This window comes from Nonomuraea sp. NPDC005650 (assembly GCF_040605375.1).
Classification (GTDB): Bacteria; Actinomycetota; Actinomycetes; order Streptosporangiales; family Streptosporangiaceae; genus Nonomuraea.
On sequence record NZ_JBEXCR010000004.1, the window covers coordinates 76,841 to 103,086 of the forward strand.

The 26,246-nt window shown below is 72.7% G+C and carries 26 protein-coding genes; 11 read left to right on the forward strand and 15 right to left on the reverse strand.

Annotation, left to right across the window (positions count from 1 at the left end; translation table 11 throughout):
- Nucleotides 1-17: 17 nt before the first annotated feature.
- The 9 genes from ABZS69_RS08275 to ABZS69_RS08315 form a co-directional block, all read right to left on the reverse strand.
- Nucleotides 18-1,451, reverse strand: a complete 1,434-nt coding sequence (locus ABZS69_RS08275; RefSeq protein WP_355368549.1) for an amidase — start codon at nucleotides 1,449-1,451, stop codon at nucleotides 18-20.
- On the reverse strand, nucleotides 1,448-2,257 hold the full coding sequence (locus ABZS69_RS08280) for an ATP-binding cassette domain-containing protein (protein ID WP_355368551.1): 810 nt from the start codon (nucleotides 2,255-2,257) through the stop codon (nucleotides 1,448-1,450). The genes ABZS69_RS08275 and ABZS69_RS08280 overlap by 4 nt, the downstream gene beginning before the upstream one ends.
- The gene (locus ABZS69_RS08285) at nucleotides 2,250-3,224 is read right to left on the reverse strand and encodes an ABC transporter ATP-binding protein (protein WP_355368553.1); all 975 of its coding nucleotides are present in this window, start codon (nucleotides 3,222-3,224) and stop codon (nucleotides 2,250-2,252) included. The genes ABZS69_RS08280 and ABZS69_RS08285 overlap by 8 nt, the downstream gene beginning before the upstream one ends.
- Nucleotides 3,221-4,093: an ABC transporter permease gene (locus ABZS69_RS08290; protein ID WP_355368555.1), complete on the reverse strand. Its 873-nt coding sequence runs from the start codon at nucleotides 4,091-4,093 to the stop codon at nucleotides 3,221-3,223. Before ABZS69_RS08290 ends, ABZS69_RS08285 begins: the two co-directional genes overlap by 4 nt.
- On the reverse strand, nucleotides 4,090-5,034 hold the full coding sequence (locus ABZS69_RS08295) for an ABC transporter permease (RefSeq protein ID WP_355368557.1): 945 nt from the start codon (nucleotides 5,032-5,034) through the stop codon (nucleotides 4,090-4,092). Before ABZS69_RS08295 ends, ABZS69_RS08290 begins: the two co-directional genes overlap by 4 nt.
- Before the next feature lie 4 nt (nucleotides 5,035-5,038).
- Nucleotides 5,039-6,673, reverse strand: a complete 1,635-nt coding sequence (locus tag ABZS69_RS08300; RefSeq protein WP_355368562.1) for an ABC transporter substrate-binding protein — start codon at nucleotides 6,671-6,673, stop codon at nucleotides 5,039-5,041.
- 111 nt (nucleotides 6,674-6,784) lie between these two features.
- Nucleotides 6,785-9,553 (reverse strand): aminotransferase class III-fold pyridoxal phosphate-dependent enzyme, encoded by a 2,769-nt coding sequence (locus ABZS69_RS08305; RefSeq protein WP_355368564.1) that lies wholly within the window; start codon nucleotides 9,551-9,553, stop codon nucleotides 6,785-6,787.
- 76 nt (nucleotides 9,554-9,629) lie between these two features.
- Nucleotides 9,630-10,382: a TetR/AcrR family transcriptional regulator gene (locus ABZS69_RS08310; RefSeq protein ID WP_355368566.1), complete on the reverse strand. Its 753-nt coding sequence runs from the start codon at nucleotides 10,380-10,382 to the stop codon at nucleotides 9,630-9,632.
- Nucleotides 10,383-10,391: 9 nt separating this feature from the next.
- Nucleotides 10,392-11,489, reverse strand: a complete 1,098-nt coding sequence (locus ABZS69_RS08315; RefSeq protein ID WP_355369119.1) for a hypothetical protein — start codon at nucleotides 11,487-11,489, stop codon at nucleotides 10,392-10,394.
- An 86-nt stretch (nucleotides 11,490-11,575) separates the two neighbouring features.
- Between ABZS69_RS08315 and ABZS69_RS08320 the strand changes: the two genes are divergently transcribed.
- The 3 genes from ABZS69_RS08320 to ABZS69_RS08330 all read left to right on the forward strand — a co-directional run bounded on the left by ABZS69_RS08320 (nucleotide 11,576) and on the right by ABZS69_RS08330 (nucleotide 14,207).
- Nucleotides 11,576-12,175 carry a hypothetical protein gene (locus ABZS69_RS08320; protein ID WP_355368568.1) on the forward strand — a complete coding sequence of 200 codons (600 nt, stop codon included), beginning with the start codon at nucleotides 11,576-11,578 and terminating at the stop codon, nucleotides 12,173-12,175.
- A gap of 89 nt (nucleotides 12,176-12,264) precedes the next feature.
- The gene (locus tag ABZS69_RS08325) at nucleotides 12,265-12,873 is read left to right on the forward strand and encodes a copper resistance CopC family protein (protein WP_355368570.1); all 609 of its coding nucleotides are present in this window, start codon (nucleotides 12,265-12,267) and stop codon (nucleotides 12,871-12,873) included.
- Nucleotides 12,874-12,923: 50 nt separating this feature from the next.
- On the forward strand, nucleotides 12,924-14,207 hold the full coding sequence (locus tag ABZS69_RS08330) for an MFS transporter (protein ID WP_355368572.1): 1,284 nt from the start codon (nucleotides 12,924-12,926) through the stop codon (nucleotides 14,205-14,207).
- Here the strand turns inward: ABZS69_RS08330 and ABZS69_RS08335 are convergent.
- Nucleotides 14,198-15,580: a PepSY-associated TM helix domain-containing protein gene (locus tag ABZS69_RS08335; protein WP_355368574.1), complete on the reverse strand. Its 1,383-nt coding sequence runs from the start codon at nucleotides 15,578-15,580 to the stop codon at nucleotides 14,198-14,200. The two genes, ABZS69_RS08330 and ABZS69_RS08335, sit on opposite strands and share 10 nt — an antisense overlap.
- A gap of 94 nt (nucleotides 15,581-15,674) precedes the next feature.
- Nucleotides 15,675-16,235, reverse strand: coding sequence for a hypothetical protein (locus tag ABZS69_RS08340; protein WP_355368576.1), 561 nt, complete (start codon nucleotides 16,233-16,235; stop codon nucleotides 15,675-15,677).
- A 156-nt stretch (nucleotides 16,236-16,391) separates the two neighbouring features.
- Between ABZS69_RS08340 and ABZS69_RS08345 the strand changes: the two genes are divergently transcribed.
- The 5 genes from ABZS69_RS08345 (at nucleotide 16,392) to ABZS69_RS08365 (ending at nucleotide 20,317) form a co-directional block, all read left to right on the forward strand.
- Complete coding sequence (locus tag ABZS69_RS08345; RefSeq protein ID WP_355368578.1) at nucleotides 16,392-16,595, forward strand: heavy metal-associated domain-containing protein; 204 nt, start codon at nucleotides 16,392-16,394, stop codon at nucleotides 16,593-16,595.
- A 65-nt stretch (nucleotides 16,596-16,660) separates the two neighbouring features.
- The gene (locus tag ABZS69_RS08350; protein WP_355368580.1) at nucleotides 16,661-17,251 is read left to right on the forward strand and encodes a hypothetical protein; all 591 of its coding nucleotides are present in this window, start codon (nucleotides 16,661-16,663) and stop codon (nucleotides 17,249-17,251) included.
- A 145-nt stretch (nucleotides 17,252-17,396) separates the two neighbouring features.
- A complete protein-coding gene (locus ABZS69_RS08355) occupies nucleotides 17,397-18,479 on the forward strand; it encodes an ABC transporter substrate-binding protein (protein WP_355368582.1) in 1,083 nt (360 codons plus the stop codon).
- A complete protein-coding gene (locus ABZS69_RS08360; protein ID WP_355368584.1) occupies nucleotides 18,472-19,557 on the forward strand; it encodes an iron ABC transporter permease in 1,086 nt (361 codons plus the stop codon). The genes ABZS69_RS08355 and ABZS69_RS08360 overlap by 8 nt, the downstream gene beginning before the upstream one ends.
- Nucleotides 19,547-20,317: an ABC transporter ATP-binding protein gene (locus tag ABZS69_RS08365; RefSeq protein WP_355368586.1), complete on the forward strand. Its 771-nt coding sequence runs from the start codon at nucleotides 19,547-19,549 to the stop codon at nucleotides 20,315-20,317. Before ABZS69_RS08360 ends, ABZS69_RS08365 begins: the two co-directional genes overlap by 11 nt.
- Nucleotides 20,318-20,367: 50 nt before the next feature.
- Here the strand turns inward: ABZS69_RS08365 and ABZS69_RS08370 are convergent, their stop codons facing one another.
- Nucleotides 20,368-20,586: a hypothetical protein gene (locus ABZS69_RS08370; protein WP_355368588.1), complete on the reverse strand. Its 219-nt coding sequence runs from the start codon at nucleotides 20,584-20,586 to the stop codon at nucleotides 20,368-20,370.
- A gap of 169 nt (nucleotides 20,587-20,755) precedes the next feature.
- Here ABZS69_RS08370 and ABZS69_RS08375 point away from each other — a divergent pair, with 169 nt between their 5' ends.
- Together ABZS69_RS08375 and ABZS69_RS08380 are read left to right on the forward strand one after the other, a co-directional pair.
- Nucleotides 20,756-22,285 carry an alpha-L-arabinofuranosidase C-terminal domain-containing protein gene (locus tag ABZS69_RS08375; protein ID WP_355368590.1) on the forward strand — a complete coding sequence of 510 codons (1,530 nt, stop codon included), beginning with the start codon at nucleotides 20,756-20,758 and terminating at the stop codon, nucleotides 22,283-22,285.
- A gap of 101 nt (nucleotides 22,286-22,386) precedes the next feature.
- On the forward strand, nucleotides 22,387-23,382 hold the full coding sequence (locus ABZS69_RS08380; protein ID WP_355368592.1) for a LacI family DNA-binding transcriptional regulator: 996 nt from the start codon (nucleotides 22,387-22,389) through the stop codon (nucleotides 23,380-23,382).
- 13 nt (nucleotides 23,383-23,395) lie between these two features.
- Here ABZS69_RS08380 and ABZS69_RS08385 read toward each other — a convergent pair whose 3' ends face one another.
- Nucleotides 23,396-24,346, reverse strand: coding sequence for a LysR family transcriptional regulator (locus ABZS69_RS08385; protein ID WP_355368594.1), 951 nt, complete (start codon nucleotides 24,344-24,346; stop codon nucleotides 23,396-23,398).
- A 189-nt stretch (nucleotides 24,347-24,535) separates the two neighbouring features.
- On the opposite strand from ABZS69_RS08385, the gene ABZS69_RS08390 reads away from it, so the two are divergent.
- The gene (locus ABZS69_RS08390) at nucleotides 24,536-25,192 is read left to right on the forward strand and encodes an NAD(P)H-binding protein (protein ID WP_355368596.1); all 657 of its coding nucleotides are present in this window, start codon (nucleotides 24,536-24,538) and stop codon (nucleotides 25,190-25,192) included.
- Between the two features lie 31 nt (nucleotides 25,193-25,223).
- Here the strand turns inward: ABZS69_RS08390 and ABZS69_RS08395 are convergent, their stop codons facing one another.
- Together ABZS69_RS08395 and ABZS69_RS08400 are read right to left on the reverse strand one after the other, a co-directional pair.
- Nucleotides 25,224-25,496, reverse strand: a complete 273-nt coding sequence (locus ABZS69_RS08395) for a hypothetical protein (RefSeq protein WP_355368598.1) — start codon at nucleotides 25,494-25,496, stop codon at nucleotides 25,224-25,226.
- A gap of 30 nt (nucleotides 25,497-25,526) precedes the next feature.
- A complete protein-coding gene (locus tag ABZS69_RS08400) occupies nucleotides 25,527-26,195 on the reverse strand; it encodes a GntR family transcriptional regulator (RefSeq protein ID WP_355368600.1) in 669 nt (222 codons plus the stop codon).
- Between the last annotated feature and the right edge of the window lie 51 nt (nucleotides 26,196-26,246).

Genomic DNA, 26,246 nt, shown 5'->3' on the forward strand with positions numbered 1-26,246 from the left:
GGGGATGTTCCTCCGGGTCACAGGGGGAGAGCGGCCGGCCGGCGGTGCCGCCAGGGGTGGGCGCGTTCGAGCTGGCCGGCCAGGGCGAGGACCGTGCCGTCCCGCCATCTGCCGCCGATGAGCTGGACGCCGAGGGGCAGGTCACCGGCCTGCTCCACGAGCGGGACGGAGATCGCCGGCAGGCCGAGCAGGTTGGCCAGCACGGTGAGCGAGGCGGTCTCCTCCGCGCGCCGCAGCGGCGCCCACGGATCCGCCTCCTGCCCCTCCCACAGCGAGCCCACGCGGGGCGCGAGGACGGGGTTGGTCGGGGTGAGCAGGACGTCCACGGCGTCCCAGGCCTGGTACATCTCGGCCGAGCGTAGCTGGAACTCCAGAATGGTGGTCACATACGTCAGCGAGTCGGTGTCGCGGGCGGCCTGGCGGAGCGTCCGGTTGAGCGGCTCGACGGCGGACTCGTCGATCACCGCGCAGTCGGCCGAGCCGGTGGCGTACAGGATGTCGAACCGAGGGGTGAACCAGTTGGGGTCGAGGCCGGGGACGTCCTGCTCGACCACCTCGTGCCCGAGGTCGGCGAGCAGGTCGGCGGCGCGGCGGGCCACGGCGACGGCCGTGGGGTGCACCCGCGCGGGGAAGGCCGGCTGGAGGTTGAGCCCGATGCGCAGCCGGCCCGGGTCGCGCTCGGCCCGCTGCCGGAACGGGACGTCGGGGCGCGGAGGGGCGTACCAGGTGGGCCGGGGGGCGGCGGCGAACACGTCCAGGATCGCCGCGGTGTCGAGCACGGTGCGGGTGAGCACGCCTTCCGTCGCGAAGCCCTCCATGTAGTGGGCGTCGGAGGGGACGAGGCCGCGGCTCGGCTTCATGCCCACCAGCCCGCAGTAGCTGGCCGGCTCCCGGATGGATCCGGCCCCGTCGGAGGCGTGCCCGACGGGCAGCAGGCCCGCCGCCACGGCCGCCGCCGAGCCGCCGCTGGATCCCCCGGGGCTGTGCTTCAGGTCCCAGGGGTTGCGGGTGGCGCCGTGGCGGGCCGACTCGGTGACCGAGACCGTGCCGAACTCCGGCGAGGTCGTCGCGCCGACGAAGACGAAACCCGCCTCGCGCAGGGCCCGCACCGCCGGGGCGTCGTGCTCCATGACGTCGTGGCCGACGCCGTTGGACGCGCTGCACAGCGGCCAGCCGCGTACGGGGTGCAGGTCCTTGATCGCGATGGGGACGCCCAGGAACGGCGGCAGCGGCCCGCCCTGCCGCGCGAGCTCGTCGGCGGCGTCGGCGGCCCGGCGGGCCTCGTCCGGGGCCACGTGGCAGAAGGCGTTCAACGCGGGATCGATCGCGTCGATGCGGGCGAGGTAGCCCTCCACGATCTCCCGGGAGCTCGCCTTGCCGGTCGCGATCTGCTCGGCGAGCTCGGTGGCGGCGGGCCAGCCCTCGGGGCCGGTGCCGACGGGGTCTGTCATCGTTCCTCCAGTTCCTGTGGGGTCGCCCGGCGGGCGGGACGCCAGCCGGGGCCTGGGACGCTCGCGCGCAGCAGGCGGGTGTAGGGGTGCCGGGGCTCGTCGAGCACCTGGGCGGCGGGTCCGCGTTCGACGATCGAGCCGTGCCGCATGACGACGATCTCGTCGGCGACCTGGCGGACCACGGCGAGATCGTGGCTGATGAACAGGTACGCGACCCCCGTACGCGCGCGGACGTCGGCCAGCACGTTCAGCACCTGGGCCTGGATGGACACGTCGAGCGCGGCGACGGACTCGTCGAGGATGAGGACGCGCGGTTCGGCGGCCAGCGCCCTGGCGATGGCGACCCGCTGGCGCTGCCCGCCGGACAGTGCCGCCGGCAGCGCGCTCATCTGGCGTTCGTCGAGGCCCACCAGTCCGGCGAGCTCGGCTGCCCTGCGGCGCCGACCGGCCGTGTCGAGGGAGGTGTGCAGGCGCAGGATCTCCGCCACGGCGGCCGCCGGGCTCTGCCGGGGGTCGAGGCTGGCGTAGGGATCCTGGAAGACGATCTGGACCTCGCCGCCGCGCCTGCGCCGCTCCCGCGCCGAGCGGGCCGGCTGGGAGCGGTCGTGCCCGCAGGCGGTGATGCGGCCCGACGTCGGCCGTTCGAGACCGACGATCATGCGGGCCACGGTGGTCTTGCCCGACCCCGACTCCCCGACGACGGCCAGCGCCCCCGCCGGGGGCAGGGAGAAGCTCACGTCCGACACGGCGACGGCCGTACCGAAGGACTTGCGCAGCCCGTCCACCTCAAGGATCGCCTCAGTCATGCGACACCGCCCGCAACTCCTCGGCGCGGACGCACGCCACCTGGCCGCCCGCCACGGTTCGCAGCTCCGGCCGCTCGCGGCAGCGCTCGTGCGCGTGCGCGCAGCGCGGGCCGAACGCGCAGCCGTCCGGCGCCTCGAACGCCGACAGCGGGCGCCCGGGAACGGTGGCCAGCCGGTCGGATCGCCGTTCCAGGGAGGGCCGGGCGGCGGCGAGCGCGGCCGTGTACGGGTGGAGCGGGCGCTCGTGCAGCGACGCCGACGTCTGCACCTCCATGACCCGGCCCGCGTACATCACCGCGGTGCGGTCGCAGACGGCCGCCGCCAGCTCCAGGTCGTGGGTGATGAACAGCATGGCCAGCCCCCGCTCGCGGCGCAGCTCGTCGAGGACCGCCATCACCTCGGCCTGCGTGGTGACGTCGAGCGCGGTGGTGGGTTCGTCGGCCAGCAGCAGCCGGGGCTCGGCGAGCAGCGCGGCCGCGATCATGGCGCGTTGCAGCAGCCCGCCCGACAGCTCGTGGGGGTACTGGCGCAGCCGCCGCCGCGCGTCCGCCACGCCCACCTCGTCGAGCACGCGGACGGCGCGCCCCTCGGCCGCCCGCCGGCCCAGCCGCCGGTGCGTACGCAGCGCCTCGGTGAGGAAGTCGCCCACCGTGCGCACCGGATTGATGTGGGCACGCGGATCCTGGAAGATCACGGGCACGCTCGCGCGCAACTCGCGCAGCGCCGCCCCGCGCAGCGCCCCGGTGTCCACGCCCCGGACCCGGATGCCGCCCTCCACCCGTGCTCCGCGCGGCAGCAGCCGGACGATCGCGCGGACCGTCATCGACTTGCCCGATCCGGACTCGCCCACCAGGCCGACCGCCTCGCCCTCGGCGATGGAGAGCGACACGCCGCTGAGCACCGGTTTGGGGCGGTCCTCGCCCGGCAGCGTCACGGTCAGGCGGTCGATGTCGAGGATGCCGGTCACGCGGTGCCTCCCCGCCGGAAGAGCCGGAAGAGCCGGGACGGGCGCGGGCGGCCGTCGGACAGCCGCTCGCCGAGCACGTTGAAGGCCACGACCAGCAGCACGATGCAGCCGCCCGCCAGCAGCGACTCGGCGGGATAGCCCTGCAGCACGCCGGACTGCCCGCTCGCCACCATGACGCCCCAGTCGGCGTCGGGCGGCTGGACGCCCAGCCCGAAGAACGACACGATCGCCAGATCCACCATGGCGTAGCCGAAGAAGAGCGTCGCCTGCGCGGCGATGAGCGGCAGCAGGTTGGGCACGAGATGCCGCACGCAGATCGCCAGGGCCCCGGCCCCCTGGACCTCCAGGGCCTGGATGTAGGGTTTGCGGCGCTCGGCGAGGGCGGCGCCGCGCACCAGCCGGGCGATGTACGGGACGTAGGCCACGGCCAGCGCGAGGACCGCCGAGGTCGGCCCGGGGCCGAAGACCGCGGCGACGAGCATCGCGAGCAGCACCCCGGGGAAGGCGAAGACCACCTCGAGCACGGCCGACACCACGGAGTCCAGCCACCCGCCGAGCCACGCGGCGGCGATCGCGACGGCGGTGCCCGCCGTCACGCTCAGCGCGACGACCCAGAGCGGGCCGAGCAGCGAGGTCCGCGCACCCGTGAGCAGGCGGGCGAGCAGGTCGCGGCCCTGGCCGTCGTACCCGAGCGGGTGTCCCGGCCCGGGAGCGCCGTACGCCTGGGCGAAGTCGCCGGCGTTCGGGTCGGCGGGGGAGAGCGCCGGGCCGACCACCGCGAGGAGCACCGCCACGACGATCACGGCCCCGGCCACCGTGCCCAGCCGGCCGGTCCGCGGCGTCCGGTACGTCGCGGTGACCGCCGTCATGACCGCCTCCCCAGCTTGATCCGCGGGTCGAGAACCGACGCCCCGACGTCGACCAGGGTGTTGACCAGCACGAACGACGTGACGAGCACGAGCGAGACGCCCTGCACGACGGCGAAGTCCTTCGACAGCGCGGCGCTCACCAGGTACGCCCCCAGCCCGTTCAGGCCGAAGGCCCGCTCGACCACGGCCGCCAGCGCGATCATGGAGGCCACGGTCATGCCCGCCAGGGTGCTGATCGGGATGGCGGCGTTGCGCAGGGCGTGCCGGCGCACGACGGTCGCGTGGGGGAGGCCGCGGCTGATGGCCGTCTGCACGTGCTCGCGCTCCAGCTGCTCGCGTACCGAGGTCCGAGTGACGCGGGCGACGGCGGCGGTGGCGGACGCCGCGAGGGCGAAGGCCGGCAGCGTGAGGTGGCGGATGCCGTCCCACAGCCCCGAGCCGCCGCCGAGCGCGGGCAGCCACCGCAGGCCGACCGCGAAGACCCCGATGAGGACGATCGCGGCGACGAAGGGCGGGATGGCGACCACCACCGCCGTCGAGACCACCACCAGCGAGTCCACGACTCCCGGCCGGAGGGCCGCCAGCAGCCCGAACGCCACTCCGGCGACCAGCACGATCACGGCGGCGTAGAGGATCAGGGCGACGGTCGTCCCGGCGCGCGCGGCGATGAGGCCGGACACGTCCTGCCGCAGGACGATCGACATGCCCAGGTCGCCGCGCACCGCGTTGCCCAGCCAGCTCATGTACTGCACGAGGAACGGCTCGTCCAGGTGGTAGCGCTCCACCAGGACCCGGACGCTCTCGGGCGGCAGCGACCGGCCGCCGGCGAGCGTCGCCAGGGGGTTCCCCGGGGCGGCCGAGAGCCCGGCGAACACCACGAAACTGGACACCAGCAGCGTCGCCACCAGCATGATCGCCCGTCGGATGAGGTAGGCGGCCATGCGGTCAGCCCACCGCTCCGAGGCGGTCCGCCCAGGGGGCGAACAGGTGCTGCGAGGAGACCGTGGCCCCGGTGAGCCTGGCGTTGAGCACCAGGACGGTGTCCGGGGCGACGATGGGGATCCAGGGCAGGTCCTCGGTCACGGCCTGCTGCGCCTGGACGGTGTACTCGGCCCGCCGGCGCGCGTCCTCGGCGCCTCGGGCGCGTTCGAGCAGGGCGGCCACGTCCGGATTGCGGTAGCGGCCGTAGTCCTGCGGGCCGCCGGGCACGGAGAGCGTCGCGTACAGGGCTCCGGGGTCCGCCCAGTTGGGGTAGTTGGTGGTGAAGAAGCCGTCCACGTCGGCGCGGGCCTTCGGGTCCAGGAAGAACCCGCTGTAGGCGTCGGCGGAGACGGCTTTCAGCTCGGCCTTCAGCCCGATCCTCTCGGCCGCGGTCTTGAACAGGTTGGCCTCGGTGGCGAGCTTGTTCAGCTCGTTGCTCATGCCGAACCGCACGGTCTTCCCCGCGGCGCCGGCCTCCTGGACGAGCCGGCGCGCGGTCTCCAGGTCGACCTCGGGCGCGGGCAGGGCGTCCCACGCCGCCTTGAACGTCTCCCGCTCGTATCCCCAGGTGCCGGGGGTGCCGAGGGCGCGGGCGGGCTGGGCGCTGCCCTTGTAGAGGGTGCGGATGTAGGCCTCGCGGTCCACGGCCAGCGACAGCGCGCGCCGTACGCGGGCGTCGGAGAGCGGCCCCCGGCCCATGTCCGCGACGATCAGCGCGTCGATGAGGTACGACGGGCCGCGGTGGACCTTCACGGCGTCACTGGCGCGGACCTGGTCCATGGTGGACAGCGGCAGTTCGAGGTAGGCGCCGTCCACCTCGCCGGTGAGCAGCGCGGCGGTCAGCGTGGCCTCGTCGGGGATGCCCTTGAAGTCGATCTGCCGCACCAGCGGCGCCGCCTCGCGGTTCCAGTAGGCGTCGTTGCGGACCACCGACAGGACGTCACCGGTGCGCCATCGGCCGAGCTTGAAGGAGCCGGTGCACATCGCGCCGCCCTTGACGGTGCCGTAGTCCTTGCCCTTCGCCTCGGCGTAGCGCTTGGAGATCACCATGCCCGGCATGTACGACAGGACGTCGCGCAGCCAGTGGTCCGGCTGCCTGAGCTTCAGGGTGACCCGCAGCGGGCCGGTGGCCTCGACGGAGGCCACCCGGTTCAGCGTGGGTACCCAGTAGCCGCCGCCCTTCGGGTCGCGGTTGCGCTCGATGCTGAAGGCGACGTCGTCGGCCGTCATGGGGGATCCGTCCCAGAACGTGACGCCCGCGCGGAGCGTCAGGACCGCAGTCTTCGGATCGGGGTAGTCCAGCGCCGTCGCGAGGCCCGGTCCCGGCGATCCGTCCGGGGCCTGCCGGAACAGCGACTCGCACATGAGGCTCGTCACGGTGATCTCGGGGTAGTCGCCCGCGGTGATCGGGTCGACGGAGGTGGTGCCGCGGTAGAGCGCCCAGGTGATCCGGTCCACCTTCCCGGATCCCGGCGGGGTGGTCGTGACGAGCTCCCCCTGCGGCGCCGCCGTGCCGGCGGCGCCACCCGTGTCCCGGTAGCAGCCGGCGGTGATCAACGTCAGTGCGGCCGCTGTGGTGGCGATGGTCCTTTTTCGCACGCCTTGCATCTGTAACCGCCATGTGTGCCAGGGGTCGCGATGGCCCCTCAGATGAAGATAAGTAGTCGAACGATCGCTCAAATAAATGCCTACGTCAAGGGGAAATCCGGATTAAAAGGATGTATCCGCCGAGATCAAGGCATCATCGAGGACGTCCAGGAACAGGTCACAGTCGGCCTCCGTCAGCACGAGCGGAGGCTTGATCTTGAGGACGTTGTCGTCCGGTCCGTCCGTGGAGATCAGGACGCCGCGCGCCTTCACCGCCTCCTTGACGGCCGCGGCGCGCGCGGTGGCGGGCTCGCGGCCGTCCAGGCTCAGCTCCACGCCGATGAACAGCCCCTCCCCGCGCACGTCCCCGATCAGGGGATGGCGCTCCTGGAGGCGGCGCAGGCCGCGCAGCAGCCGGTCGCCGCGCTCGCGCGCGCGGGCCTGGAGGCGCTCGTCGCGGATGACGTCGAGCACGGCCAGCCCGGTCTCGGCGGACACCGGATTGCCGCCGAAGGTGTTGAAGTACTCCATCCCGGTCTCGAAGGAGCGCGCCACCTCCGGGGTCGTCACCACGGCGGCCAGCGGATGGCCGTTGCCCAGCGGCTTGCCCAGGGTGACGACGTCCGGCACGACGCCCTGGAGCTCGAAGCCCCAGACGTGCCGTCCCACCCGGCCCAGACCCACCTGCACCTCGTCGGCGACGCAGACCCCGCCCGCGCGGCGTACCTGCTCGAAGGCCGCGCGCAGGTAGCCGTCCGGGTAGACGATCTGGCCGCCGCAGCTCTGCAGCGACTCGGCGAAGTAGGCCGCGGGTCTTCGTCCGCGGGCCGCCAGGGCGGCGATCCGCTCCGTGACCGAGGCGGCGTACCGCCTGCCGAGGTCGTCGTCGCGCCCGGCCCTGAGCCGGCCCCGGTAGGGGTCGGGGAGCTCGCAGACGTGCGTGGTGCGCGGCCTGCCGCGCCCGCCCCGCCGGTCGAACTTGTACGGGCTCAGCGCGATCTGCGAGGTCAGATGGCCGTGATAGGCGTGGTCGAGGACCAGCACGTCCTCGGCGCCCGTGTGGGCCGCGGCCAGCCTGAGCGCGAGGTCGTTGGCCTCGGAGCCGGAGTTGACGAAGAAGCAGACCCGCAGCGGGTCGGGCAGCAGCTCGACCAGCCGGCGGGCGTACTCGACGACGGACCCGTGCAGGTACCGGGTGTTGGTGTTGAGCCGGGCCGCCTGCCGGTGCGCCGCCTCGACCACCCGGGGGTGGGCGTGGCCCACGTGGCAGACGTTGTTGACCAGGTCCAGGTAGGGGCGGCCGGAGGTGTCGTACAGGTAGGCGCCCTCGCCGCGGACGATGTGCAGGGGCTCGCGGTAGGCCAGGCCCAGCGCGCCGCTGAAGGTGGTGCGGCGGAGGGCGCGCAGGGCGGGCGCGGCTCTGCGCGGCCGGGCCGCGCCGCCGTCCGGCCGTCCGAGCAGCAGGTTGGGGTCGATGCTCACGCTGGTCCACAGGTCGGCCTCGGCGTGGGGGGCGAGGCCGACGTCCGCCCCGGCGGGATGGGTCAGCAGCCGGAGGTGCAGGCGCGAGCCGGCGACCGTTCCCAGCCGATCGCCGGGCGCCAGCTCGTCGCCCGGATCGATCGGGCCCGCCTCCACGTGCCGGTAGAGCGTCCAGAACGGCACGCCGCCGTCCGTCCGGTGCTCCAGCAGCACGTACGGCCCCCGCCCCGCGGCGCGCACGACCGCGGGCAGCGGGCAGCGCACGGTGGCCGTCTCATCGGTGTCCAGATCGCAGCCCAGGCGAACGCCCTGGTCCGACTCCTCGCCGTGGCGGGTCGCCATGACGGCGGAGTGCGGCTCCAGCACGGGCGCGGGGCGGGCGGCGCCCGACTCGAAGTACTGGCGCACGGCCCGCGCCGACGGGTTGGCCTCGAACCCGACCGCGTCGCGCAGCAGGAAGTGCGCCAGGTCGGGGCTCGTCCCCGCCAGCAGGCGCAGTGCCCGCGCCACCCCGCGCCGGCTGACGAGCAGGTAGTCGTTGCCGGGATCCCTGCGGTGCTGGTACGCCGACAGGCAGCTGCTCATCGCCAGCCGGGTCCGCATCAGGTCGAACAGCACCTCCAGCTCGGCCGGGAGCAGCGGGGCCACCTCGTCGTAGCCGCTCACCAGCGGCAGCACCGCCCGCAGGGGGTCGTCGTGCCCCTGCATCGCGTAGGCCCCGGCCACGGCCGCCCCGCACACGCGCGGGCTCCACACCACGTCGCCGAAGTCGATGAGCCCGGCGACGCCGCCGCCGTCCACCAGGATGTTGAGCTCGTTCGCGTCGTTGTGGACGACCTGGTGGGGGAGCGCGGCAAGACGCGGGGCGACGTGCTCGTCGTAGCGGTCGAACACCTCGCGCACCAGCGGCCGGAGGTCGTCGTCGACGAGAGGCGCCAGCTCCGCCACCCGCGGCGCGCTGGTCAGGTTCCACAGCAGCTCGCGCCGCATCGCGGGGTGGGTGAAGTCCCGCAGGGCCAGGTCGACGCCCGCGACCCGGCGGCCGAGGTCGCGCAGCAGCTCCCCGGTCGGCTCGACCTCCGCCCAGGGGCGGCCGTCCATCCAGGTGAGGACCCTGGCGATGCGCGGGCCGTCCGGCCAGGAGACGGTGACCGAGCGCCGCCCGTCCACGGCCGGCACCACGCGTGGGGCGGGCGGCGGATCCGGCCGTCCGGCCAGGTGCAGCAGCGCCGCGTCCTGCAGGTCCAGCTCGCCGGGGTCGGTGCCGGGCGCGTGCAGCTTGACGACGTACTCTCCGGCGGCCGTGCTCAGCCGGAAGTTGCGGTCGCTCTCCCCGGGGAGCGGCCGTACGCGGCCCTCCAGCCCGTAAAGCCGGTGGGCGATCCCGGCGGCGCGGTCCAGCTCTGTCACGGCGTCTCTCCTCCTGAATGTGATCGAACGATCGCTCAAAAAACTCGGCGTGTCAAGGCGGGGACCCGCTCGGGGCTCAGTCGGCAGAGGGCTCCTCGCGCGGCTCGATGGCCAGCTCGACCCGCTCCAGCAGGAGGGCCGGGTCGGGCAGGGCGAGGTCCTGGACCCGCAGCAGGCGGCCCTCGCGCTGGGCGCCCATCAGCGACAGCGCCATGTCGGCGAAACGCTCGCACAACTGAGGGATGCCGAGTTCGCCGTCCGGCCGGTACCAGTGCGCGATCCCGGTGGCCATCTGCAGCAGCGCCAGGCGCGCGACGGTGCCGCGGTCCTGGAAGACGCCGTCGCGCACGCCGGCCCGCAACGTGTCGGCCCACACCGCCTCGTAGGCGTCCCGCAGCCGCAGGATGTCCTCGCGGGCCTCGCCGGTCAGTGCCTGGAACTCGTGGTCGGCGACCTTGGCGGCGCGGGGGTTGCGCGCGTGGAAGGCGGCGTGCACGGCCATCAGCGCCGCCAGGCGCTCGGCCGGGTCGTCGATGTCGCGCAGCGTCTCCTCGCTGCTGGAGACCAGCACGTCCATGACGCGGCGGGTGACCGCCTCCAGCATCTCGTCCTTGGAGGAGGCGTAGTAGTACATCCCGGAGACGGCGACTCCCGCGGTCTCCGCGATGTCGCGGATGCCCGTGCCGTGGAACCCCCGCTCGGAGAAGAGCCAGCAGGCGGCGCGGAGCAGCTGGAACTCCGTGCGCACCGAGCGCGCGCGCCGGGAGGACTTCGCCTTCATCCGGCCACCGCTGGTCCGCTGGCCTCCGGGCTGGTTGGTCGTCGACATGCTGCTGAACTATTCCATAGCCAGGGCGGTGGCCGGGTTCGTCACCGTCAGCGTCGTGATCTCCGCCTCGGTCAGGCCCATGCGGCGCATCAGCGGGACGACGTTCTCCAGGATGTGCGTGTAGCCCGGGCCGCCGTAGCGGCGCAGGTACACCTTCTGGCAGATGTCCTGGGCGATCAGCAGCCGGTCCGCGAAGCCCGCCTCGATCAGCAGCTGGAGCCACTCGACACGGGTGCGGTCGTTGGGCCGGCGGGCGTCGGGGTTGAAGGCGTAGTAGCTGGACTCCTGCCCGAACAGGTCCAGCTCCAGGTAGCAGCCCGTACGGGCGAGCTCCAGCAGGTCCTCGGCGCGCCAGAGGGTGCGGTCGAGATGGGACATGATCACCCGGGTGGGGTCGCCGCCCGCGTCGACGACCGTGCGCACGGCCGCCAGGGGCGCCTCCGGGTGACGTCCGGGGTGGATCTGCAGGGGCGCGCCCGTCTCCCGTTGCGCTCGGCAGGCGGCGCGCAGCACCTTGTCCTCGGCGGGATGCACAGGCCGGCTCAGCCCGATCTCGCCGATGAGCCCCGCCCGTACGCCGGTGTCGCCGACGCCGTCCCGCACGTCCGCGACGATCTCCTCGCAGATGGCTTCGACCGGCGCGTCGGCGAGCCCGGCCGGATGGTAGTCGCGGCAGTAGTAGCCGCTGCCCATCACGATGTGCACGCCGCTGCCACGCGAGACGCGGGCGAGCCCGAGCGGGTCCCGGCCCAGCCCGACCGAGGTGGAATCCACCACCGTGCCGCCGCCCGCCATGCGGTAGAGGACCAGCTCGTCGGTGGCGTCCTGCTCGGACAGCAGCCGCAGGTTGTCGAGGTTCAGGACCGCGCGCCTGATCCAGTCGTAGTTGTCCAGGCGGACGGGCTCGGCGATCCGGGCGCGGACCGACGCGGGGAACTCCTGCCGGACGGACGCCGGCGGCGACGCGTCGCCTGCCACCGGCTCCAGGCCCCATGGCCGCACGATGGTCGACATGTCGGACAGCACGTGCTCGTGCGGCTGTGTGTGGCCGAGTTCGGACGGTTCGACGTCACCGAGGACGGTACGCACGCGGCGACCCGGGAGCATTGTCACGGAGTTATTCTATCGATCGTTTGCACAAAAAACGATCGTCATTTGGTGGGCGATGCACCGAATGTCCTGACGGTGGCGGTGTGCTCTGGCAGCATGGCGGCGTGCATGTCGGTCACCCCGCGATCCGCGCGCTGCGCGCGGCGGTGTTCACGGCCGTCTGCGTGCTGGCCTCCGCCGCCCTGCACGTGCTGGTGGGCGGCGGCGAGATGCGGCCGGGCGGGCTCGTGGCGGCGATGCCGGTCGTCTGGGCCGGCGCCTACCTGCTGGCCGGTCGCCGGCGTGCGTGGCCGGAGTTGCTGGCCCTGTGCGCGGTGTCCCAGTACGGCCTGCACCAGATCTTCTCCGGCGCCTCCACGACGGGACCCGTCTTCTCCTCCGGCCACGAGCACGGCCCCGGGCTCGCCATGCCGATGATCCATCTGGCCGTGGCGACGGGTTCGAGCTGGTGGCTGGCGCGTGGTGAGCTGGCCCTGGCGACGCTGCTGCACCTGAACGCCGTGGGCGTGGCAGGCGTGCGCGCCCTGCTCGCCGCCGCGATCACCGTCCTGGCGCCCTTCGCGGTCGTCGAGCGTCCCCGTCCCGCACCCGTGCGGCGGGAGCCGGTCCCGCGCGTCCCTGCCCTGCTCGCCGTGGTCGTGCCCCGCCGCGGACCGCCTGCCGTCCCGGCGGCCCGCGGCTGACCCGCGGGCCCGCGAACGCCCGATCCGGCGCGCCAGGCGCCACGACCTCCTCCGGCCTGCCGCCGGACCCCATGACTTCGGAGTTCCCCATGACCTTTGTTCGGCGCGCCCTCGTCCCGGCCGTCGGCGCCGTCCTCGTACTGCTCCTGACCGCGCCCGCCGCCCTGGCCCACGACCGTCTCAAGGCCAGCAACCCGGCCGACCGCGCCAAGGTGAAGAGCCTGGAGACGATCGAGCTCGAATTCACCTCGCACATGCAACTGCCCACCATCGTGCTCGACGGCCCCGGCGGCAAGCCGGTCCCGCTCGACAAGCCACGGGTTCAGGGCAGCAAGGTCTCCACCCGGCCCACCGGCACGTTGGCGGAGGGTCGCTACCGGATCGCCTGGCGGGTGGTCTCCTCCGACGGCCACCCGATCCAGGGCGAGATCGCCTTCACCGTCACCGCCCCGGACCCCTCGCCCAGCCCTTCGGAAACGCCTGCCCCGGAGAGTTCTCCCGCGCCGCAACCCGCCTCCGCTCCGGCGGCCTCGGCGGACTCGGAGGCTCCGGCGGCTCCGGTGGCTCCGGCGGCCACGCGGGCCGAGGACACGTCGGGGCTGCCCGGATGGCTGTGGGCGGTGCTGGCGGTGGTCCTGGCGGGCGGCGCCGCCGTCGTCTTCGCCACGCGCCGCAAGCCCGGCGCCGACCGCGGCTGATCGCCGGGGACGCGTGCCGTCACGGTTGGCGGCACGCGGGGCCTTCGGGGATGATGATCGCTCCGGAGTACGGCAGGGGAGGCATTCTGCAGGGCGATCCAGAGCTGACCCGGCCCGACGGAGACTCCGCCGGCGAAAGAGATTTCCGGCTCCTGTGGGCGGGCACGACCGTGAGCCAGCTGGGTTCGGCGGTGAGCATGGTCGCCCTGCCCGTGGTCGCCATCACCGTGCTGGACGCCTCGGCATTTCAGGTCGCCTTATTGTCGGTGATTCAAGCGGTCACCATCGTTCTCGTCGCATTTCCCATGGGCCGGCATGTCGAATTCCGGGCCAAACGCCCGGTCATGATCTGGGCCGATCTCGCCAGATGTATTTTGCTGCTCAGCATTCCGGTCGCGGCGTTCTCCGGCCTGCTGACATTCGCGCACCTTTGTGTCGCCGCCCTGGGCAACGCCGCCGGCCAGATCGCCGCGTCCGGGGCGGCGCAGGCGCATGTGAAGGCCCTCGTGCCCGCCGAGCGGCTCATGAGCGCCAACAGCCGGCTGGAGTCGACCCGCTGGTTGAGCGTGCTGGTCGGCCCGTCCCTGGCCGGACCGCTCATCGGCGTCCTGTCGGCGGTCGGCGCGCTGCTGGTCGACGCGGTGTCCTTCGTCGTGAGCGCCTGGTCGATCCGGTCGCTGCGCACGCCCGAGCCGCCGCCGCCCGCGCGCGAGCCCGGCCCCTCCCGGCGAGAGGAGCTGTTCGCCGGGTGGAGCTTCGTGCGGGGGCATCCGATTCTGCGGCGGATGTTCGCGAGCTGGCTGATCTTCGCCGGCGCGAGCGCGATGGCGACGCCGCTGAGCTCGCTGTTCTACCTGCGCGACCTGGGGTTCACCCCCTGGCAGTACGGCCTGCTCATGGGCCTGCCTTCGCTCGGCGGCTTCCTCGGCGCGCGGCTCGCGCCGAGACTGGGCAGGCGATTCGGCCTGGTCCGCGGCCTATGGTGGGTCAGCCTCTGGCGCGGCCCCTGGTACGCGCTCATCCCGCTGGGCTTCCCCGGCACCGCGGGCCTGCTCCTTTGCGGGTTCGGCTTCGCGGGCGTGCTGTTCTTCTCCGGCCTGGCGAACTCCACCATGACGACCTACCGCCAGCTGGGCACCCCGGACCACCTGCTGGCCAGGGTGTCGACGCTCTGGATCTTCGCCACCAACGTCACGCAGCCGTTGTTCATCGCCGTCGGCGGCCTGGTCGCGAGCACGCTCGGCACGCGGGCGGGGCTGTTCCTCGTCGCGGCCTTCATGTTCGGCTCCGCGCTGCTCCTGCCCCGGCGCGAACGTACGGAGGATCACGGCTGAGACGCCGGCCGGGCGCGGAGCCCGAGCAGGACGTCGACCACCAGGAACGCGGCCAGCGAGATGCCCATCAGCGGCAGGAAGATCCCGACGGCGATGGCGACCAGGCCGAGCGGCACCAGCAGGGCCCAGTGCACCCGCCGCCAGCCGCCCCGCGGGTACGGCTTGCCGAAGCCGCGGGTGGGCCGCCGGTGCCACCACATGCGGTAGCCGAGCACGATCAGCGTGATCAGGCCGATGGCCAGCGCCGCCAGCAGGATCTGGTTGGCCAGGCCGAACAGCAGCCCCATGTGCCCGTCGATGCCCCACCGGGCGAGCTTGGCGGCCAGCGAGTAGTCGGCGAAGCGCAGCTCGGCGGTCACCTGACCACTGGCGGCGTCGACGGCGACCTGGTCCAGACGGGTGGGCGCGGTCTTGTCGATCTCCTTCACCAGGTAGGGCTGGCCGGGCTTGGCGGGCCAGACGATCTCCAGCGGGCCGGAAAGCCTCTTGCCGGCGGCGGCCTGGGCGACGCGGTCCACCCCGACGTCGGCCCCGCCCGCTTGGTGGCCCGCGCCGGTCGCGGTGTGCGCGGCGTGGTCGCCGCCCGAGATGTCGATCGACGGCGTGGTCCAGTTCAGCGCGGCGCGCAGCTCGTCGACGTTGGCTCCGGCGTACTTCGACCAGGTCAGGCCGGTGGCGGACAGGAACAGCAGGCCGAGCACCGCCCACACGCCGACCGAGCCGTGCCAGGACAGCCTGCGGCGCGCCGCGTTGGCGGCGCGGTCGGGCACGAGCAGGTGGCGCCGGGCGCGGCGGCGCCGGGCGACCCAGAGGATCAGGCCGCCGAGCGCGACCACCCACAGCCAGCTGGCGGCCAGCTCGCTGTAGATCCGGCCGGGCTCGCCCAGGTGGAGCTGGCGGTGGAGGGTGGAGATCCAGGCGCGTACGGGCAGCGCTCCCGAGCTGCCGTAGCTCTCCAGCGCGCCGCGCACCTGGCCGGTGTGGGGATCGACGAACACGGCCAGCTGGGTGCTCTCGGGGAGTCCTGGCCGGTCGATCAGCACGCGGGTGGTCTGGCCCGGCTCGGCGCCGGGCCGTACCGCGGTGACGGTGCCTTGGGGGTGTGCCGCTCGCGCCGCCGCGACCTGCGCGCTGAGGCGCAGGCTCGTCTTACCGGCGGGAGCGGTGAGTTCGTGCTGGTAGACGACCTGCTCGATCTGGTACGAGGCGGCGTACAGCAGGCCGGTGCACGCGGCGACGAGCAGGAAGGGGGCGATGAGGACGCCCGCGTAGAAGTGCAGCCGCAGCACCAGCGGGCGCAGCGCGGCCCAGGCCGAGCGCTCGCGGGACGGCGCGGGGGCAGGGCTGGTGTGGACGTCGGCGGTAGAGGTCATCAGGCGTTTCTCCACTCAGTGCTCTCGAAAGAGGGTCCGCCGTGCCGCTTTCCGGGCGTGGCGGAACACGGGCCGGCAGCGGCCCGAAGGGGTGTCAGACGAGGGAGAAACGCGCCGGCGGGCCCCGCCGGAAGATCGCCGCCGCGAACAGGCGCTGAAGGAAGGCGTCGTGGCCGTCGCGCGCCGCGGGCCGGCTGCCGGACGGGCTCGCCTCGACCGGACCGCCCGTCAGGAGCGACAGCACGCTCCACCAGCGGCCGATGGAGGCGACGGCGAGATGGAGCAGCACGGCGAGCGCGGACTCGCCCCGCGCCAGCCACCACGCGGAAAGGACCGCCGTCACGGCGTGCACCAGGAACATGCCCACGCCCGTGACGTGCTCATGAGGCGGCGGCGGCGCGGCCGCACCCGCGCTGAACAGGTGGTGCATGCCGTACTGGGCGGCGAAGCAGGCCGCGAGCAGCACCTCCATGCCGCGCTGGCGGCCGCCGACCAGGAACGCGCCCGCCCAGGTCAGCGCGAGCGCGCCGAGCAACGTGCCCAGGTGCACCGGATCGCCGCCGACCAGCCCGTGCAGGGCAGCCGAGACCAGCACGCACACCGCCGCGAAGACCGCGGCCCGCATTGCGCGCAGGAAGGGCTGACCGATATGCACCCGGTCATAGTGCCACGTGATCGAGAATTCGTGAACGAAAAAATATGGATCCAAAAAAATCATCAGTCGCTTGAACCGGGGGGCGGGAAACCGCGTATCCCCCCCTAAAGGCGAGCCGTTAGCGCGCCTGGCGGTTTACGGGAAAGGGTCGCGCCGATGACCATGTCCGTTGCGGTTACGGGAATGAGCTGTGGCTGCAGTGCCTCGACCATCCGGGCACAGGTCCTGCCACTGCGGGGCGTCGAACGGGTGGAGGTGGACGTGCTGGGCGGCCGGGTCACCGTGAGCGGCGGCCCGCTGCTCCAGGAGTCGCAGGTGCGCGCGGCGATCGTCGAGGCGGGATACAAGCTGGCCTCCTGATCCGGCGGCGGCGAGAGACTCCTGATCTGAAGACGGCGGCAGCGGTGTGCGAAGATCTGTCCGCGATGGGTCCGTTGTCGGTGGTGCGGTGGGTGCGCGCGGCGAGTTTCGCCGCCACGTGCGCCACACTGGCCATGCTCGGGCACCTGGCCGGCGGGGGCTTCTTCGACCCGGTGTCCACACTGGGCGGCTTCGTGCTCCTGCTGCCGGCCGCGCTGGCCTTGACCGGCCGTGAGCGCACCCTGGGCGCCATCCTGCCCGCGACGGCCCTGTCGCAGGTCATCCTGCATGTGCTGCTGAGCCAGGGGGCCGCCCACCACGCGATGGCCTCCCTCGGGGCCGTTCCGGGCGCGGCGCAGCTGCATCACGGGGGCTCCACGACGTTCGGGATGCTGGTCATGCACGCGCTGGGCGTGCTGGTGACCTCCGCGTGGCTGCGGTGGGTCGAGTCGGGCCTGTGCGCCCTGGTCCGGCAGGTGGCCGGACGGGTGCTGCGCCCGCTGCTGGTCCTGGTTTTCACGGTGGCCGGGTGCACGGCCACCGGGCCGAGGGCGATCGCGTACGCGGGTGAGGACGAGACCCCGCCTATTCGCGCTTTCCTGCGACATGCCCTGGTGGGGCGGGCACCTCCTGGAGCGCGCGTAAGAACCGCCTGATCCTTGGCTGTTTCCGAACGAACGTGACACCGGGCGTGCCGTAGAGCCGCCGGGGCGGTCACGCGTTCCCGCGACGCGCCGGTCGCCGCTGCGACCCGCGCCCGTCTCGCGTGCCTTCAGACTCGACCTCGAAAGAGCATCATCGATGAACCTTTGTCATGCCCGCCGCCCCCTGGCCGCCGCGCTGTGCGCGCTGCTCACCCTGACCGCGGCCGGCTGCGGCGACCTCAGCGGCTCGGAAAGCGGCGCCGCCCCCACTGCCGCCGCTCCCACCGCGTCCGGCTATCCCCTGGCCTTCGACAACTGCGGCATGCGCGTCACCTTCCAGCGCCCGCCGCAGCGCGTGCTGATCCTCAACGGCACCAGCGTGGCCGAGGTGGAGAGCTTCATCATGCTCGGCCTGGACAAGAGCGTCCTGGCCAACGCCCAGAGCTACGGCGTCTCCGACGACCCCTCGATGATCGAGAAGATCAAGGCGCTGCCGACCGGCGGGGTGACGGCGAACAAGAACTTCGACGTCCCCGCCGAGCAGGTGCTCAAGCTCAAGCCGGACCTGGTGGTGTCCACCTGGTCCGGCGGGTTCGACGCCAAGAAGGGCTTCGCCACCCGTGAGCAGCTCGCCGCCGCCGGGATCACCTCGCTGGTCAACCCGGTCAACTGCGCGATGGGCAAGCCCGAGGCCACCGAGGCGGAGAAGGTCGCCTACCGCAACCAGTCGATCAACTCCTCGCTGGAGTTCATCGCCCTGCTGGGGCGCGTCTTCGACGTCCAGGACCGCGCCCTCGACCTGATCGGCAAGCTGCGCGCCCGCGTCGAGGCCGTACGGGCGCGGGTCGCGGGCCGGCCCGCCAGGAAGGTCCTCATCGCCTATCCCGGCATGGCCATGATGAACGCCAACGGGCTGCCCGCCGTGATGACCGGCGGCATCTACGACGACGTGATCAAGGCGGCCGGCGGCGTCAACGCCTTCTCCGGCCAGACCTCGGACATGACCCGCACCCTCAACACCGAGCAGCTCGCCACGGCCCAGGTGGACGTGCTCGTGGTCGGGCGGTTCACGCCGGACGAGAAGCCGGAGGAGGAGGCGGCCAAGCTGTTCGCCGCCTACCCGCACTGGGCCGCGTCCAAGTCCAGGACGTACGCGGTGGTCTCCGACGGGGTGTATCTCGGCCCGCTCAACGCCTGGGCCGTGGAGCAGCTCTCCAAGGTGGTCCACCCCGGTGACTGACACCCTGACCCGCGCACCGGTACGTCCCCACCGGCCGCACCTGGTCTCCGGGCCCGCCACCGGGCTGCTGCTGGCCGCCCTGGCCGTCGCGCTGGTCGCGGCCCTGGCCGCCGGCATCTCCGCCGGCTCGGTCACCCTTCCCCTCGGCCAGGTCTGGGGCGTGCTCTGGGCGCACCTGACCGGGCGCGGCGCCCAGGCGGACCCGCTGCTCAGCCAGGTCGTCTGGGACCTGCGCACCCCACGGGTGCTGCTGGCCGCGCTCGCCGGGGCCGGCCTGTCGGTGGCCGGGGTCGCGCTGCAGTCCCTGGTGCGCAACCCGCTGGCCGACCCGTACGTGCTCGGCGTCTCCTCGGCCGCCTCCCTCGGAGCCGTGCTGGTCCCCGCGCTGGGCAGCGCCGCGCTCGCCGGGACGCTCGGCGTCACCGGCGCCGCCTTCGTCGCGGCCATGGGCTCGGCGCTGCTGGTGTACGTGCTGGCCCAGCGCGCCGGGCGGCTGCTGGACTCCTGGCTGGTGCTGACCGGGGTCGCGGTCGGCTATCTCTGCACGGCGGCGACCACGTTCGTGCAGCTCCAGCTCAACCCGACCGAGCTGCAGGGCATGATGTTCTGGCTCATGGGCAGCGTCGCGGGCGCCTCCTGGGCCGACCTGGGCGTGCCCGCCCTGATCATCGCCTGCTGCCTGGCCTGGCTGTTCCTGCAGGCCCGCGCGCTCAACGCGCTGCTGGCCGGCGAGGAGGCGGCCATCGCCGTCGGCGTGCCGGTGGCCGCGCTGCGGATCGGGCTGCTCGTGGCCGGCTCGCTGCTGACGGCCACCGTGGTCAGCGTGGTCGGCGGCATCGGCTTCATCGGGCTGATGATCCCGCACATGGCCAGGTTCGTCGTCGGGGCCGACCACCGCCGGGTGCTGCCCGTGTCGCTGCTGGCCGGGGCGCTGTTCCTGGTGCTGGTGGACCTGGCGGCCCGCGTCGCCGACCGGCCCGACGAGCTGCCGGTGGGCGTCTTCACCACGGGGCTCGGCGTGCCGTTCTTCCTGTGGCTGCTGCGCCGCCGATCGAGTGGAGGCATCGATGCGACTTGACCTGGCCGGCGTGAGCGCCTGCATCGACGCCCGCCCCATCGTCAGCGACGTCCGGCTGTCCGCCGGGCCGGGCGAGTTCGTCGCCCTCATAGGCCCGAACGGCAGCGGCAAGTCCACCCTGCTGCGGACCGTCTACCGGTCGCTGCGCCCGTCCGGCGGCGTGGTCCGGCTCGACGGGCAGGACCTGTGGCGGATGCGGCCCCGCCAGGCCGCCCGCCACCGCGCCGTGCTGCCGCAGCACAGTCAGGTCGCCGACGGGCTGTCCGCCGCCGACGTCGTCGCCACCGGCCGGCACAGCCACCGGCGGCTGCTCGACCGGGAGAACGCCGCCGACCGGGCGGCGGTCGCCACCGCGCTGGAACGGGTCGGCATGGCCTGGGCGGCCGACCGGTTGATGACGACCCTGTCGGGCGGGGAGCGGCAACGCGTCCTGCTCGCCCGCGCGCTGGCCCAGGAGGCGCCGCTGCTGGTGCTCGACGAACCCACCAACCATCTGGACGTCGGCTCCCAGCTCCTGCTGCTGGACCTGATCCGCTCCCTCGGCCTGACCCTGCTGGCCGCCCTGCACGACCTCGACCAGGCCGCCGCCTACGCCGACCAGGTCGTCGTCCTGCGCGACGGCCGGGTCGCCGGGCACGGCCCGCCCCTGGAGGTGCTGACCCCGGCGTTCATCGAGGAGGTCTTCGGCGTGCGCGCGCACATCAGCCCGCATCCCATAACCGGCCGCCCGCACATCGCCGTGGCCTCACCCGCGCAGTAAACGGTTCGCCGACGGCCCCGGCAGCTCCGCCGGGGCCGGTCGGTGCCGGGTCAGTGGCCCGCGTGCTGCTGAGGTTTGGCGGCCACCCACTCCCTGGCCGCCTCGGCGCGGTCGCGCAGCGTGGCGAGGAGCGCGGCCAGGCTCTCGTGATCCATGTACGACGTCTTCCCGATGTCGTCGATGTGCGTGGTGACCTGGCCGGACAGGCCGGTCACCTCGCTGAGTGACGCGATGATCTCACGTGTCTCCGTGCCGTTCAGATCGCACATGGCCTCACCGTACGGATCGCGCGGCCGGCCGCATATGGGCGGGCGGGCGAGAATTCCCGAGCCAACAGGGCAAGAAAGGGGAACTTTCCCAGCGACCCCGAGACCTCTTGACAGGCCCTACTTTATCGATAAAGTAGCCGCCGTTGTTTATCGAGAAAAGGTGTGATCCATGAGCGACGCTGCCGTGTCCGCCGTCATCAATGTGGACGTCAAGGGCCCCGTGATCAACAAGCACGTGTACGGCCACTTCGCCGAGCACCTGGGCCGGTGCATCTACGGCGGGTTCTACGTCGGCGAGGACAGCGACCTCCCGAACGCCGGCGGGATCCGGCTGGACGTCGTCGAAGCGCTGCGTGCCTTGAACATCCCGAACCTCCGCTGGCCCGGAGGCTGCTTCGCCGACGAGTACCACTGGATGGACGGCATCGGCCCCAAAGAGCAGCGCCCGGCGATGGTGAACACCCACTGGGGCAACGTCGAGGAGAACAACCACTTCGGCACCCACGAGTTCATGGCCCTGTGCGAGCTGCTCGGCGCCGAGCCGTACATCAACGGCAACGTGGGCTCCGGCACGGTCAAGGAGATGAGCGACTGGGTCGAGTACCTCACCCGCGACGGCGACTCCCCGATGGTCCGCCTGCGCAAGGCCAACGGCCGCGACGAGCCCTGGCAGGTGCGCTTCTGGGGCCTCGGCAACGAGGCCTGGGGCTGCGGCGGCAACATGACCGCCCAGCACTACGCCGACGAGGCGCGCCGGTACGCCACGTTCTGCCGCGACCATGGCGACAACAAGCTGTACCGCATCGCCGCCGGCGCGAACTCCGACGACTACACCTGGACCGAGACGCTCATGAAGGCGCTCGGCCACCTCGGCTGTGCGCGCCGGCCCGCCGGGTTCTTCCAGGCCCTGTCGCTGCACTACTACACGGTCGCGGGCACCTGGCAGGACAAGGGGGCCGCCACGGTGTTCGACGACGACGAGTACTACCTGACCATGGTCAAGGCCGCCCACACCGACGAGCTCCTCACCGGCCACTCCAACGTGATGGACTGCTACGACCCGCACAAGACCGTCGGCCTGATCATGGACGAGTGGGGCACCTGGTGGAACGTCGAGCCGGGCACCAACCCCGGCTTCCTCTACCAGCAGAACACGCTCCGGGACGCGCTGGTCGCGAGCCTGCACTTCGACATCTTCCACCGCCACGCCGACCGGCTCGTGATGGCCAACATCGCCCAGACCGTGAACGTGCTCCAGGCCATGATCCTGACCGACCCCGACTCGGGGGCGCTCGTGCTCACGCCCACGTACCACGTGTTCGAGATGAACAAGGGACACCAGGACGCCGCGTCGCTGCGGGTCGACCTCCTGTCGGACCTGCCCTCCCGCGAGGTCGGGCCGGACACGCTGGCGACCGTCTCGCTGTCGGCGAGCCGCAAGGACGACAAGGTGCTCGTCTCCCTGTCCAACCTGGACGCGGCCGACGCGTCCGACGTCGAGCTGGACCTGCGCGGGGGCCGCGTCGGCGAGGTCCGCTCGCGGATCCTCACCGCCGGGTCGCTGCAGACCCACAACACCCCCGACGCGCCGGCCGCCGTCGCCCCCCGCTCCCACGATCAGGTCACGGTCACCGGTACGGGTCTGCGGGTGCACCTGCCCGCCCACTCCTTCGTCACCGTGGAGGTCGACGTCGCATAACCGGTGCCTTCGTGGGCCGCAGTAAGCTCGAACGAGCGGCCGCCACAAGTCGGAAGCGGCCGGATCGGATCCGGCCGAAAGGGCAGGACCTGAGGAGCGGCATGGTCACCATGGGCGACGTCGCCAAGCTGTCCGGGGTGTCGAAGATGACGGTCTCCAACGTCATCAACGACCGCGCCGGGGTCAGCGACGAGGTCCGCCGCCGCGTGCTCGAAGCGATCCGCCAGTCGGGCTACCGCGTCAACGTCTCCGCCCGGACCCTCAGGTCCGGGCGGACCGGCGTCATCGGGCTGGCCGTCCCCGAGATCGACCGGCCCTACTTCGGCCAGCTCGCCGCCCACGTGATCGACTGCGCGCGGGAGCACGGCTTCCACGTCGCGATCGAGCAGACCGGCGCGGCGGCGGCCGGGGAGATCGACGCGATCTCCCATTCGTACGCGCTGCACTTCGACGGGCTGATCCTCAGCGCGGTCGGGATCGACCCCCAGGACTCACTGCTGAGCGGCGACCACCCGATCGTGATGCTCGGCGAGCGGGACTTCGCCGCGCGGTTCGACCATGTCGCCATGCCCAACGAGGAGGGCGCGAAGGCGGCGACCACGCATCTGATCGACCGCGGATGCCGCCGGATCGCGATGGTCACCGGCGACTCCCTCGACGGCGTGAACGTGGTCACGCGCCGCCACCAGGGCTATCTCGCCGGGCTCGCGGAACGGGGACTCGACGCCGATCCGGCGCTGCTGTTCGCCGTCAGCGCGATGACGCTGGAGTCGGGCCGCGAGGCGGCCCACCGCCTGGTTGACTCCGGTCACGAGGTCGACGGCGTGGTCGCGGTGACCGACACCGTCGCCCAGGGAGTCTTCCGCGGTCTCGCCGACCGCGGCCTGCGGGTCCCTGACGACGTCCGCCTCGTCGGGTACGACGACATCCCCGAGGCGGCGTACATGGTGCCCTCGTTGTCCACCGTGGCCCCCGACCACCGGTGGATGGCCGCGAAGGCGGTCGAGCTGGTGACCGCCCGCATCCAGGACCCGTCACGACCGGCCGGCGAGTACACCGCGCCCTTCGAGCTGAGGGTCCGCGAGTCCACCCGCTGACGGTCCCCGGGCCTCAGCCGACGCCCTCACGGTGTGGCGCCGGCGCCCAGGACGGGAGCCAGACCGGCTCAGGGAGCCTGGGCAGGCTTGCGAGGTGGGTGATGAATCCACGGAGTCCTGGGTGCGGATTCGTTCTGGGGAGGATGAGCGAGAGCGGGTACGCGAGGGTCGGATTGACGACGGGGATGCGGCGCAGGTCGTAGTGCGTCGGCCAGATGTAGCGGTCGCGTGCCCCGATGAGGGTGGCCACGTTCGCGGAGTCCGCGAGGGTGTCCAGGAGCACTTCGTCTCCGAAGTGCGGGCCTGCCGCGTCGATGCGCAGGTCGAAGTCGGTGGCGAGCTGGTCGTAGAACTCCGCCCATTCGCTTCGGGGCGCGATGCCCGGCATCCAGATCCGGTGTTTACGCAGCTGCGGCGGCGTCAGTCTCCGCGCGGAGGCGAGCGGATGTCTCGGGCCGACGAGAAGCTCCAGCGGGGAGTCGAACGCGTGGATCATGTGCACGTCGGGCGGCAGCGTGGCCGGGTCGGTGACGGACCGGAACGAGGCGTCGACATCGCCCGCCCGGACGGCGGCGACCGCCACGCGCGGGTCGTTGACCCTGAGGGTCACCACGTCGAGGTCGGTCTCGGGATGCGCCCGCCAATAGTCGTGCAGGACAACGGCCTGCGCGCTTCGCAGGCCGAGAACGTCGATCCGAAGGGCCCGGAAGCCCGGCCTGACCGCGGTGACGGCGCGGTCGACACCCGTGACGATGCCCCGCGCGTGGGGGAGAAACGCCTGACCGTCGAGCGTCAGCTCAACCCCTCGGGGGGTACGGGTGAACAGGCGGACCTCCAGCTCGCGCTCCAGGGCGGCGATCCGCTTGGAGACTGCCTGCTGCGTCACCCCCAACTCGTCGGCCGCATGCTGCAACTGCCCGAGCTCGGCGGCCCGGACGAACGATCGCAATGCCTCGGTGTCCACCGGCCCCACCCTAGGTGCGCACAACCGATCGTTGTCGCTCGTGGGGGATCGGTTGTTCGATCACGCTCTGGCCTGGCTGATGTCCAACCGTTGGTTGTCCGGCTCGGGCCGTGGGTCGAGGGCCACGCCGTCCTCCTTGATGTCCTAATGTTAACATTCAGGCGAATTTCAGCATGGAGGGTGATCCGCGTGAAGGTGTTCCAGATCGGTGCCGCCGGAGGTGTCGGGCGCCGGCTTGCCCGCCTGCTCGCCGACCGCGGTGACGAGGTGACCGGCATGTACCGCGATCCCGCCCAGGCCGAGACCGTACGGGCGTCGGGCGCGACGCCGGTGGCCGGGGACCTGATCCACGACCCGGTGGAGGCGCTGGCGGAGAAGCTCGCCGGGCACGACGCCGTGGTGTTCTCGGCCGGGGCGCACGGCACCGGCCTGGACAAGACCACCCTGATCGACGGCAAGGGGCTGGAGAAGGCCGCCGACGCCGCCGCCCGCGCCGGGGTGTCACGTTTCGTGCTCGTGTCGGTGTTCCCGGACGCCCTGCGTGCCGGCGGCGCCGGTGCGGGCTTCGAGCACTACATCAAGGTCAAGAAGACCGCCGACGTGTATCTGACCCGTACCGGCCTCGACTGGCTCATCGTCCGCCCGGGGACGCTCCGCGACGAGCCCGGCACCGGTCGCGTCACCGCGGGGCCCGCCGTGGAGTATGGCGACGTCCACCGCGACGACGTCGCCGCGTTCATCGCCGCCGCCCTGCGCGAGCCGGCACTGAACCGCGTGATCGTCGAGCTCACCGCCGGCGACACGCCCGTCGGCGACGCGGTCGCCCGGCTCGTCCCGTCCCGCTAGGAGAACCGTCCTGCCCGGCGTGACTGTCCGATCAGCCGGTGAGGCCGGGGGCCGCGGTCTCCTGGGCGAAGGTGATCACGATGTACCGGCCGTTGGCGTAGCTGACCACCGGCCGCTGGAGCAGGTCACCGACCCTGCGGGCGACCCGCTGGAACAGGTCCACCATCTCCGGCGTGTCGGCGCTCACCCTGAACCTCCCGTGGGTGGCGAGGTTCTCGGCGACCAAGGAGGCGAAGTTCGCCTCGGCGCGGGCGTCCTCCTCCGGCGTCAAGGGGGTGCGGCGGTAGGCGGGCTGCTGGGTCATCGCTGATCTCCTCACGATCGGCGTACGCGGTCAGGGGGTGGGGTTCGGGCTGGTGAGCACGTCGAAGGCGTGCAGCCGGTGGGCGGCGAACAGCTCCAGGGCGCGCTCGGCGTCACGGGCGCGCAGGGCGGCGGCCAGCCCCCGGTGCTCCTCGGGGATGTGGGACAGGTAGTCCGCGGAGTCGAGGCCGATCCGGGTCAGCAGGAACAGGTGGACCTGGGAGCGGATGGCCTGCCAGGCCTCCTCCAGGCGCCGGTGCCGGGCGGCGGCGTAGACGGCGTCGTGGAAGGCGATGTCGCAGCGCACCATGTCGTGCTCGTCCTCGACCCGCTCCATGCGCGCGGCCGCCTGCTCGACGGCGGCGATGTCGTCGTCCGAGGCGTGCGCCACCACCTGGCGGACGGCGAGCTGTTCCAGCGCGGCGCGCAGGGTGTCGAGCTCGGTGACGTCGGCGGCGGAGAGCGTGGTGACGGTGGCGCCGCGGTGCCACGCGCTGCGGACCAGGCCCTCGCGCTCCAGCCGGAGTAACGCCTCGCGCACCGGGCCGCGGCTGACGTCCAGCGCGCCGGACAGCTCCACCTCCCGCAGCTGAGCTCCGGGAGCGTAGGTCCCGGCGAAGATGGCCTCGCGGATGCGGTCCGCGACCTCGTCGGCGAGGCCCCGCCGGCGGGCCGGGGCGACCCTGCCCTGTTCGCTCATGGCTCCAGCCTCTCATGGGTGCTCATGGAGCGACTCCTTGTCGTAATGTTA